We start from the raw sequence: 11,650 nt of genomic DNA on the forward strand, positions 1-11,650 counted from the left end.
TTATTTTTGCGAATAATAAAAATGCTTCTATATTTGCATCCTCATTAAGAGACTGGTGCCTTAGCTCAGTTGGTAGAGCAAAGGACTGAAAATCCTTGTGTCCCTGGTTCGATTCCTGGAGGCACCACCAGGAAACCCCATAAACACTGTGTTTATGGGGTTTTTGCTTTTTAAGGGGACAACAATAGGGACAACATGTACGATTGAATAAGGATTATTTTTATAAATCCATTTAAGCGAACATTTCTTCCGCATTCTTTGCAATTCCCCTTTGATTGAATGATAAAACTATCAGCGATTAAATTGTTTCTTGGCAAATTCTAATTCAAATTGTTGATATTCAGTCTTAACCTAAAATCATCCAAGAAGTGCAGATCTTGTCTTTCCAGTTTAATCTGTTTTAAATTGGTTCCTTCAAAATTTATTTTTTTAATACTAAAAATAAATCATTAGTTTTAAAGAACATCACTTTGTTGTCTATTAAGCCAACTTCATGACAATTTATTATTTCATGTTAATCTTTCCTGCAACTTAACTCCCCGTCATATTAACATTCTCCTTTTTTGTTATAAAATTGCAGTGGAGGAACCAAATTAATTTATCAAGCATCTTCTTGTAGAATCATATTTGATAGTTTCCATAATAGCACTGTAACGAAAAGGTCTGCTAATGTCAATACCTCTATTTTTAGGTTCTGCTTATTATCATTTTAAATATGTGATCAAGTTGATTAATAGTTCAGCATAAAGCACATTTCAACAGGTAATCCAATAAAAAGAAAAACTTCCAATAGGCAATATAAGAGAATTTAAAATTTACATATAACAGGTTTTTTCTAATTAATGTTACAAATACGTTAATTTTTTTAACTTCGTTAACATAAAAATTTAATATGTCCTCTAAACTTAGTTTAATAGAAAGAGATTTAATTCATCGTCTAAATAACAATGATGAATCTGCATTAGCCTCAATCTACAAGGAACATTGGGAACTAATGTATTTCGCTGCATTTAATCTTGTTAAAAACAAACAGATCAGCGAAGATATCGTTCAAGATGTTTTCGTTCATATTTGGAAAAAAAGAAAAGGACTTGAGATAAAGGTTTCATTCAAAAGTTATCTCTATACAAGTGCCATTTATAAAACATATGATTATTTCAGGAAAAACAAATCTTCTATTACAGTTGAATTACTGGAGAACTTTAATGAACGGATACAAACTTCCAATCCTGAAACCAAGCTAATGGACAAGGAGCTCAATGAATACCTTGAGACGGTGATAAGCGAACTTCCAGAAAAATGCCGTATTGTTTTTAATCTAAGCAGAAATGAAAATCTGAGTCATAAAGAAATCGCTAGTAAATTAAATATTTCTCCACGTACGGTTGAAGGTCATATAGCAAAAGCTCTCAAAATTTTAAGATGCTCACTGAGCTCAATATCAACCACTTCATATATTGTTTTTCTTATCAATTATTACTACAATTAATTTTTTTAGCTACTAAGCAGGTGTTCATCCCTATTTATTCGTCATTAATATATAATGACTCTTTCAAAGAAAAAAATGGATACAAATAATAAGCAAAGGTTTCTAATTCTTATTGAGCAATTTCTGTCTGGTAAAGCCAGCGTGAGTGAGATTAAATCTCTTTTTAATTTTTTCCAAAGTCATCAAGAAATCAGTGATTGGGAGGATGAACATAAGAAAGTTGTTGAAGAAAAAATATATCACAATATTCAAGAAAAACTAGGTATCGGAAGCTTTAAAAGAAAGAAGGTTATTTCAATTTTTAATACGAATTTATTAAAGTACGCTGCTGTGATTTTACTTGGAGGACTTCTTGCTTACAGCGTTTTAAATCGTGATATCCTAAGTACTTCAAAAGACTTGGAATTAGTTGAAAACAATATTCAAATCGGAACCAATAAAGCCTCTTTAACTTTGGAGGATGGTTCAATCGTTCTTTTAGAAAAAGGAAAATTATACGAAAATCGAAATGTCAATAGTAACGGGGATGAGATTGTATATAATGAAGTGGATGCTGAAAGTGTACTCAATATGAATGATGTTAAATACAATTATTTGACTATTCCAAGAGGTGGTCAGTTTTTAGTCAAATTGTCTGATAACACTAAAGTATGGCTTAATTCTGAAAGCCAATTGAAATATCCTATAAATTTTATTGAAGGAACTTCTCGTGAAGTTGAACTCATATATGGGGAGGCATACTTTGAAGTATCGCCTAGTGCTCTGCACAATGGCGATTCTTTTCAAGTAATTTCTCGAGGTCAGAAAGTTGAAGTTGTTGGAACTCAGTTCAACGTAAAATCTTATAAAGATGAAGCAAGTATTTATACCACTCTGGTGGAAGGTGAAGTTTTAGTGTCCCATGCCGATACTAAACAAACTTTACGTCCAAATCAACAATATGCATTTAACATTTTAGATCACAAAGGACTCATTTCTAATGTGAATGTTTATAATGAGGTGTCATGGAGAGGAGGAGTTTTTAGTTTTGAAAATAAATCTTTAAAAGAGATTATGACCGTCTTATCGAGATGGTATGATATGAATGTAATATTTGAGAATAAAGATATTGAAAACGTTGAGTTTGTAGGTGTTCTTTATAAAGACAGAAGTATAGAAAGTATTCTCAAAAACATTAAAAGTGTCGGCAGTATTAAAAGCTATGAAATACGCGATAGAAAAGTAATCTTAAATTAAAAAAAGAGAGAACGAAGTTACTCATTTCCCGATGCTTCACTTCGCCCCTCCAGCTTGATAATTAAACTAATGTCTAACTAATACCTTGCAAATTTATGGAAAATAAATTAGTCTCAACCTGTTTGTCTTTTAAAAGACAACTATCCCTTACACTTATGAGAACCTTGATATTCTTACTCTGTACGACTGTTTTTAGTTTTACTGCAGAAACTACATTCTCTCAAGAGAAAGTTACCATTTATAAAGACCAAATCGCAACTATAGATCAGGTATTTAAAATTATAAAGAATCAGACGGCCTATGAGTTTATTTATCCGCGAAGTCTATTCAAAAATGCACCTGAGATTAAGTTAACTCGAGGTGAAATTATGGTTTCAGAATTATTAAAGCAGGGCCTTTCGAATAGTGATTATAAATTTGAAATCTCTGATGATAACACAATCATTATCGTTAACAACAAGAGAGCTTCTTACCCTCAGCAAACAATTGAAGGTATTGTTACAGATGAAAAAGATTTACCTCTTCCTGGTGTCACAGTGTTAATTAAAGACACAAATAAGGGAACGTCTACTGATTTTGATGGAAATTACTCTATTAAAGGAGCGAAGGGAGATTTTTTAACCTTTTCTTCTATAGGGTTTGAAACACAAATAGTTGAAGTTACAAATGAGTCGATAATAAATATAAAGATGTTGCCTGATGTGGCCTCTTTATCTGAGATTATTTTAACGGGCTACAATACTATCGTAGAAAAGAAGAGCACTGGTGCAATTAGCACAATTAAAACTAAAGATATTCCTGCTTGGAATCCGCAAATTGATAATTTAATACAAGGTCAAATTCCAGGTCTTTCTGTTGTGAAAAGTTCTGGTGAAGTCGGAGCCGTTCCGATAGTAAAAATTAGAGGCACATCTACTTTAACAGGAAACACATCCCCACTATGGGTTGTTGACGGGGTCGTTTTAGAAGATCCAGTACCGCTAACTCCTGCGGAACTCAATACACCAGATTTAGTAAACCGTATAGGCAATTCTCTATCAGGAATTAACCCACAAGATATAGAATCGATTACAGTTTTAAAAGACGCTTCAGCATCTGCGATTTACGGCGTTCGGGCGGCCGGAGGTGTTATTGTGCTCACAACTAAACGTGGTCAGGAAGGAAAGCCAGTTATTAATATTAATGTGGGAACTAGTGTGACTCAAAGACCCCGATATAATGATTTCAACTTGATGAACTCAAAGGAGCGGATTGACATAGAGAAATTTTATTTCGATTCAGGCTTGCAGTATTATAACTCCGACGCCAACGTCAATTCTGTAGGTCTTGCAGGAGCGTATGCCCGTTATAAGAATAGGGATTTACAAAATTGGCAACAATTTGAAGATGAAGTTAAATCAGCCCAAACATATAACACAGATTGGTTTGAAGAATTGTTTAGAGATGCTGTAGGTACAACCACTAGTTTTTCCGTTTCTGGAGGAAGCAAAAATGTAAATTATTATGCTTCTTTGTCATATCTTGATCAGGACGGAACCGACGTTCTAACTAAGAATCAAAGGTATAACGGATCAATTAAGTTAAATAGCCAGATATCAGAAAAGTTTAATCTAGAGTTTTACCTATCTACATTTACCACAAATAGAAACTCCTATCCTTTCAGTTATGTTCCGGCAGGTATATCAAATTTCACAAGATCAACTCCAAATCCTTTTGATTATGCAATAAATACAAGTAGAACATTTCCTCTTAATAACACCGATGGAAGCCCTAACATGTATAGAGGGCATAGTGACTTTTATTTGTTCAATATAATGAATGAATATTCCAACTCTAATCAAGAAGCTAATACCAATAGCACAAGCTCAAGAATTTCGCTTGATTATGACATTTTAGAGAACCTAAAGGTCTTTGGCGTTGTAAACTATACTAAGAGTAGTCAGTTAAATGAAACCTATTATACTGAGTACACTAATCAAGTTGCAGGAATAAGAAGGTCTAATTATGGAGAACCTGCGCCTTCAGACAGTAATCTTCCAAAAGGAGGGGTGATTTTTTCAAATTCTAATTTTCAAGATTATTATATGACGCGCATGGCTCTGGAGTATACCCCCATTAAGTCTGATATTCATTTTTTACAGTTCTATGGCGGTGGAGAATATCGCGTAAACAATTATCGAGGAGACAATACCGTAGGATGGGGTTATCTTCATGATAGAGGAAGGGTTATTTCAACCAGCGAAAATATTGGAGAGGAATTAGCTGGTGCACCTTACTTAACAATTCGGGATTATAAGACGAAGTCCGCCTCTTATTTTGGTGTTTTAACGTATTCAATATTTGACAAATATGTTATTAATGGCAATATTAGGTACGATGGATCAAATCTTTTTGGTTCAAGTGCAAAATATAGATGGGAGCCCGCTTGGTCAATTTCAGGAAGATGGAACATTATGGAGGAGGAATTTATGGCAGAAAGTATTTTTAACAACTTGTCTTTACGAGGGTCTTATGGGTTACAGGGTTCTACCAACTCTGAAAGCACACCACAAATAGTGGCATCTTTTCTAAATCCGGCTTATTGGTCAGATTTAGATCTATTAACTATTTCTTCACCTGCCAATCCAGACTTGAGATGGGAAAAAACATACAGTACAAATATAGGTTTAGATTTCGCGTTATTTAATAATAGAGTTCAAGGAGCAATAGATATTTACGACCGACTAAGTGAGGATTTGATTACGTATACTAGAATTTCAGAAGTTAATGGATTTTCTACCCTACCAATCAACTTTGCTGATGTATCAAACAGAGGTGTTGAATTTGGATTGACTACAAGAAATATCCGAGCTCCTAAACCTAGTTTCAATTGGAGTACAACGATAAATTTTGCTTATAACAAGAACGAAGTTAAAAAAGTAAATATTGATCCTAATGTTTCAAGAATGCTATCACCATTTCCATATAAGCCAGATGCCGCAATCGTTGGAAAACCTTTAAACTCATTATACTCTGTCAGCTATAGTCATCTCGATGACGAAGGTGTTGCACACTTTAATTTGGCTAATGGAGAAACCACTGAATCAAAAAGAGATTTAGAGTTTGCGGTTGATGATCTTGTTTATAATGGACCAATAGAGGCACCATATCAAGGAGGAATAAGCAACTTATTTGAATATAAAAACTTTAAATTATCCGCACTTTTAACCTACGGTTTTGGAAATTATTTTAGAAAGGAAGAAATACTAACATCATGGATGTATTCTCCTGACCAAAACTTAAATAAAGAACTTTTAAATGCCTGGATGAAGCCGGGAGATGAAAATTTTACTAACATACCCCATCTCAAAAATGAAACTGGTGCGAATAATCATAAATTCTATTGGAACAAAAGCGATATACGGGTGGTGAAAGGTGATTTCTTAAGGTTAAGCAACGTTACTCTTCAATACAATTTATCGGAGAGTATTCTTAAGACATTTAAGTTCTCTAGAGCATATGTACAATTAGAGGGTAATAATCTATTGCTGTTTGCAGATAAAGGACTGGCTGGTTATGATCCGGAAACATTTCCTTATAAATCACTGCCGCTACCAACATCTTACATGCTAAGTTTTAATGTGACCTTTTAATTATAAACTGAATACTATGAAATCAATATATATAAAATTTTCTTTTTTAGTACTGTTGGCTTTTTCATCTTGTGACAAAGCTTTGGAAGAAGAGCCACAAAATAAATTGAAGCCTGAAACTATTAATGATTATGTTGAATTGTTAAATTACGGTTATCCAACAACCAAAGATTATGGAACTATAGTTGGATTGGACTATTACGTTGAGATGATGACTGATGATCAGGATATAAGATATCTCAACACTGATAGAGGAGAATACCCTTTACATCCTTTTACCTTTGAAAACACCCATGAGCACAGTTCAATGTTTAATGGCTACGATCAAGCTTGGAAGAATCTTTATAAAGCAATTTACTATGCAAATGTGGTCGTCGATAATGTTGATGAGGCTAAGGGCAATGCTTCTGAAATTGCCTATACTAAAGGCGAAGCTATGGTACTTAGGGCGTTCTCATATTTTAAGTTGATAAATTTATATGCTGCTCCCTATAATGAAAATACGGCAAGCACTGACTTGGGGGTGCCATTAAAATTGGATCCCACGGTCCAATCAGAATCGTATAGTCGTAATACAGTGCAAGAGGTATATGATCAAATCAACTTAGATTTAAAATTAGGTTTGGAATTAATGACCAATAATGATCAAAGAGTAACTTCAAAGTTCAAACTGACTCCCGTATCGGCTAATATATTGGCTTCCAGAGTTTCACTTTATCAGAAAAAATATGATGATGTTATTTCTTATGCCGACAAAACTATCAATTTAAACAGTAATCTATTCGATCTTTCAAATAACACCATGGAATTTGCGAAAACACGTTGGGGCTACGGTCAAGGTGTTCATTATTTCAATGACGCCAATAATAACGTATTATTTAAATATGGTTCAAATGAAATGTATTATTATGTACATATTCCTGGAGCCTTGGCTATCTCTGATAATTTAATTTCACTCTATGAACCAGGGGATTTGAGATTATATTATTTTACTTATATAAAGGGATCTTTGGGAAGGGTTTATTTTAAATTTAGACCATTTCCAAATCGATTAGGAGAACCTATAAGAGGCTTTAGGGTTGAAGAGGCATTCCTTAATCGAGCAGAAGCATATGCAATTTTAGGCCAACCGGAAGAGGCATTGGCAGATTTAAACACTATTAGAAAAACAAAGTTTGATGCTTCTTATGTTTTAGAATCCGATTATTATAAATATTCTACGTCTACTTATGATACTCAAGAAAAAGTTATTCAGGTGGTCAGGGATGAAAGAAGAAGAGAGCTCTTTGGGGAGTTTCATAGATGGTATGATCTAAGAAGATATGGTATGCCAGAACTCACTCATATATATGATAATAAATCATATACCCTTTCTGAAAACGATCCAAGATATATTTTACAGATTCCTCAAATCGAACTAGACTATAATCCTTCCATGCAAAGAAATCCAAGATAAAGTTTAAGATTATGAAAAACATGAAAAATACAATCCGTTTAGCCCTACTTATAGGTATTACTCTTCATATGTTGTCTTGTAGTAGTGAGGCTTCATTAGAAGCAGACTACGTTGCTCCTAACGAATTACCAGAGAATATTGTTGCAGGAACGCCCTTAAATGATAGAATTATTCAGTTATACAAGGATTATGGTATTGTCGTATATACAGACGTTACTAACCCTAGAATGTACAAAGATTTGGTTTCCGAAGAGGGTTTAACCATAGCTGCTGATAGAATACCTGCAGATACGACGGCAGCCTTAATCTATATTCATATGATTGAGAAGGAGTTTATTAATAGTTTAGCAAATAATAAGTTACACATAGTGCCAAGAAATTTTTACCTTTTTAAAAATGACTTAATTGCTGGTACTTATGAATACATCTCGAAAACGTGGTACAACTCAAATGGTGATTTAACAGTCGGAAGCTTGAAAAATGTGGGTTTAGATAGTGTAAAACTTAAACAAACTTTTTATTATGGACTTTCCAGCATCTTAAGAAATGATGCTGTTAATTCAAATTCCTTCTACAGCCCATTTGTTGATATCAATACTGATGCGGGTGTTTATTATTGGCAAGTTACCTCTTTAGATCAAGCTTATGAAAAGGGCTTTCTGAGTAGTAATCAAAATTTGATCAAATCGAATCAGCAAGATTTTGATTTGTATGCCGCCTGGGCATCAACCACACCGCCGAATACTAGAGATAGTATTTTAAATCTTTATCCTCAAATTAAAAGAAAGTACGATCTGGTAACTTCTATGTTCAAACAAGAAGGTATTGATCTTACTGTTGTTAATAGAAATTGGCAAGAAAGCTCTTTCAATCCAAAAAATAATTAAAACTACTATGAACAATCTAAAATTTAAATACCCAATACTCTTAGCCCTTATTTTTTTTGTTGGGCTGGGCTGTGAAGATAAAGAAGCCTCTAAAAAGGAAATAAGAAACGATGAAATTGTTCTCGTCGGACAAGTCAAAAACATACAGGATACAACTATTAACTTTTCTTATTATCAATATAAATTCCTAGAGGATTTAGTCAACGTACCTGTGGATTTCGATTCCGCAGGTAAATTTAAATTACAATTAAAAGTGGATAGCCCAGTGAAGGGTTGGTTTTCATTTGGTAAAGAGTCTATAACAGAAGAATTTACTTATACGACAATAGCTGGTATTGATACTACTATGAAAACTGGGACTTTTGACTTTAAAATGGTGCACCTTTTTCTAAAACCCGGTGATAGTGTATCGATAAATTTGGATGCTAGGGACATTAATAGTTCACTGACTTTTTCAGGAACAGATGATGATGATATTGTATTTGCAATTAAAGAAGATCAAGCATTTAATGATTACAAACACAAATACTTAAAAAACTGGTATGACGTAAGTCAAAGGGAGCCGGAAGATTTCAAACAGAATGCGGATAAACTATACGAGAAAAAAATGAAATTCTTGAATGATTTTAAATCATCTCATAACCTAAGCTCTTCTTTAGTGAGTTTTTATGAAACTAATAATTATTCTTCATTGGTTAGTGCTAAAGTGAGCTATCCTGGTATTCATGAATTATATAACAAGAATAAGGAGCTCAATTTACCCAATGATTATTACGCTTTTTTAAATAACGTTAAAATAGAAAAATCTATTGCTGAGAATGGTCTTGGGTATTTCTTTAATATTCAAGGTATTTTAAAGAAAAAATATGAATTGTATACTGCTAATAATCCAAACGCAAAAGAATTTTACGATTGGTTAAAGGATGAGCTTCCAGAGAAAGTAAGATATGAATACATGGCATATTCATTGCGTAGTGATTTCTCCAATCGCATTTATTCTGAATTTGATGAATCTGGTAACTATCCGGAAATGTCTAAAGTGGTTAAGACAAAATATAAACATCTTGAGGGAATGCTTGAAGGTAGTGAAGCTCCTGATGTTAAATTTGAAAATACTCAAGGTGCAAGTGTCGCTTTAAAGGAATTTAAAGGAAAATATACCTACATTGATTTATGGGCAACTTGGTGTGGACCTTGTATTAAGGAAATTCCTAGTCTTCAAAAGCTTGAAAAGGAATATCATGGTAAGAATATTCAGTTCGTGAGTGTTTCCTTTGATAAAGAAAAGGACCATCAAAAATGGCTAAGTTTTATTGATGATAAGAAACTGACAGGTAATCAATTAATTGCTAAAAAAGAAACTAATGATATTTTATCTAAAATATATAATATCAAAATGATTCCTAGGTTTATTCTATTAGATCCCGAAGGCAAAATAGTTGATGCCACGGCTCCCTTTCCATCTGATCCACTGTTGATTGAGTTATTTAAAAAACATAATATATAATCTATGCGCATTCAAATTTTTACAGCAGTTATTTGTTTTTTTATAATTAATAAAAACTATGCTCAGGTTAGTATAAATAATCATGAATATTTCGATGAATTTTTTGGGCAAGAAGGTAAAAACCTGTTATTGTTGGGAGAAAATCATTCATCTTCAGTAGCCACAAGCATTTATCCACATCTTATTAAGTCATTTAATGAGAAAACAGGATTAAGAACTTTGTTTATAGAATTTGGACCAGCTGAAGCTTATTTCTATAATAAATACCTAGCGACAGGGAATGAATCTTTACTTGGGTATACTATATACGGTGGTTTTTATGAGGGATGGAAAGAAGCGTGGAGAGAAATCTTCGAATTCAATAAGACTTTAGAACAGCCTCTAGAAGTCATAGGTGTTGATTTTGACAGAACTCGTACGTTTGGTTATACTTTATATAGCATTCTACAGCCGTATCAAAAAGAAGGACTTCCTAACTCGATCGATTCGTTATTAGCTGTCATAAAGGATGACAAATTTTTTAAAACTTATACTATAGATCATCCATCGGATGAAGGAAAACTATTTGTTAAAAACACTAAAAGTCTTTTAGTTAATAATTTAAAAAGTTTTGAAAATCTGATTTCCATAAAGGACATGAGAATAATTCAGCAACTCATAAATAATAAATCAACAGGTTTTGGGGGTACAAGAGAGGAGGATATTAAGACTAATTTAGTTAACCACATTGATGGGTCAGATGAAAATGATTTTCTATTTCTTGTGGGCAGAGATCATACTTATCTTAAAGCAATTTACGATGATAATCCGCGTTTAGCTAAATTCTTGAAATCTGAAAAGTCTTTTAATACCTTAACAGGATTGGTATTACATGAAAATTCGGAACAGTGGCTTAAAGGTTTCAAAGAAACTGTAACACTGTTTGAAGTAAAAGATAAGATTCCCTGGAAAGAGTATCATGAGATAATATATAAGCAAATTACTGATGATTTTAATCTCATAGAACTTAATAATGAATTGGAAGGTTTATCAATGTATACCGATTATTTATTAGTTGCGAGAAATCAGGAAGAGATTAAAATATAACAATATTTATTTAAATTAATCAAGATTTAATCTTGCTTATAATGCATTACTTTGAATTAGCCCTCAAAATTAAAAGAAAGCCGTCTCAAACTTGAGTTGGCTTTTTTTTGTTAAACAAATTGTTAAAAAGTGTCCAACAGTAATTTGGATGCTTTGTAAATTGTTATAATTTTCTCCACCACACTTTAAAACAAGCTTTCAAGTTAATCTCAAGTTATGAATTGTCTATTTTTTTCGTAATGCGTAATATGCCAAAGTAGGATTTGGTTACTTCGGTTCGATTTGTGCCAGTGATTTCGGTTTCATAGTGCCAGGCATTTCGGTTCAAACTGTGCCATTTTTGCCTGTGTGTTAATA

General features: G+C 32.9%; 7 protein-coding genes and 1 tRNA gene. All 8 read left to right on the plus strand.

Annotated elements, in window-relative coordinates; genetic code table 11:
• Positions 1 to 54 precede the first annotated feature (54 nt).
• Positions 55 to 130 (plus strand) — tRNA-Phe (locus G525_RS0116435).
• 762 nt (positions 131 to 892) lie between these two features.
• Positions 893 to 1,489 (plus strand): RNA polymerase sigma factor, encoded by a 597-nt coding sequence (locus tag G525_RS0116440; RefSeq protein WP_027127127.1) that lies wholly within the window; start codon positions 893 to 895, stop codon positions 1,487 to 1,489.
• Positions 1,490 to 1,564: 75 nt separating this feature from the next.
• Positions 1,565 to 2,725: a FecR family protein gene (locus G525_RS21285; protein ID WP_169514456.1), complete on the plus strand. Its 1,161-nt coding sequence runs from the start codon at positions 1,565 to 1,567 to the stop codon at positions 2,723 to 2,725.
• Between the two features lie 155 nt (positions 2,726 to 2,880).
• Positions 2,881 to 6,357 (plus strand): SusC/RagA family TonB-linked outer membrane protein, encoded by a 3,477-nt coding sequence (locus G525_RS0116450; RefSeq protein ID WP_027127128.1) that lies wholly within the window; start codon positions 2,881 to 2,883, stop codon positions 6,355 to 6,357.
• Positions 6,358 to 6,373: 16 nt separating this feature from the next.
• The gene (locus G525_RS0116455) at positions 6,374 to 7,813 is read left to right on the plus strand and encodes a RagB/SusD family nutrient uptake outer membrane protein (RefSeq protein ID WP_027127129.1); all 1,440 of its coding nucleotides are present in this window, start codon (positions 6,374 to 6,376) and stop codon (positions 7,811 to 7,813) included.
• Between the two features lie 20 nt (positions 7,814 to 7,833).
• Positions 7,834 to 8,700 carry a hypothetical protein gene (locus G525_RS0116460; protein WP_157491961.1) on the plus strand — a complete coding sequence of 289 codons (867 nt, stop codon included), beginning with the start codon at positions 7,834 to 7,836 and terminating at the stop codon, positions 8,698 to 8,700.
• Positions 8,701 to 8,707: 7 nt separating this feature from the next.
• On the plus strand, positions 8,708 to 10,207 hold the full coding sequence (locus G525_RS21910; protein WP_051209990.1) for a TlpA family protein disulfide reductase: 1,500 nt from the start codon (positions 8,708 to 8,710) through the stop codon (positions 10,205 to 10,207).
• Between the two features lie 3 nt (positions 10,208 to 10,210).
• Complete coding sequence (locus tag G525_RS0116470) at positions 10,211 to 11,293, plus strand: hypothetical protein (protein WP_027127131.1); 1,083 nt, start codon at positions 10,211 to 10,213, stop codon at positions 11,291 to 11,293.
• Positions 11,294 to 11,650: the final 357 nt, after the last annotated feature.

The organism is Gelidibacter mesophilus DSM 14095, assembly GCF_000423005.1.
Classification (GTDB): Bacteria; Bacteroidota; Bacteroidia; order Flavobacteriales; family Flavobacteriaceae; genus Gelidibacter; species Gelidibacter mesophilus.

Excerpts from the sequence above, each read along its gene's own strand:
- G525_RS0116460 (WP_157491961.1), top strand. The coding sequence starts at position 7,834 with ATGAAAAATACAATCCGTTTAGCCCTACTTATAGGTATTACTCTTCAT.
- G525_RS21910 (WP_051209990.1), top strand. The coding sequence starts at position 8,708 with ATGAACAATCTAAAATTTAAATACCCAATACTCTTAGCCCTTATTTTT.
- G525_RS0116470 (WP_027127131.1), top strand. The coding sequence starts at position 10,211 with ATGCGCATTCAAATTTTTACAGCAGTTATTTGTTTTTTTATAATTAAT.
- G525_RS21285 (WP_169514456.1), top strand. The coding sequence starts at position 1,565 with ATGGATACAAATAATAAGCAAAGGTTTCTAATTCTTATTGAGCAATTT.
- G525_RS0116450 (WP_027127128.1), top strand. The coding sequence starts at position 2,881 with ATGAGAACCTTGATATTCTTACTCTGTACGACTGTTTTTAGTTTTACT.
- G525_RS0116440 (WP_027127127.1), top strand. The coding sequence starts at position 893 with ATGTCCTCTAAACTTAGTTTAATAGAAAGAGATTTAATTCATCGTCTA.
- G525_RS0116455 (WP_027127129.1), top strand. The coding sequence starts at position 6,374 with ATGAAATCAATATATATAAAATTTTCTTTTTTAGTACTGTTGGCTTTT.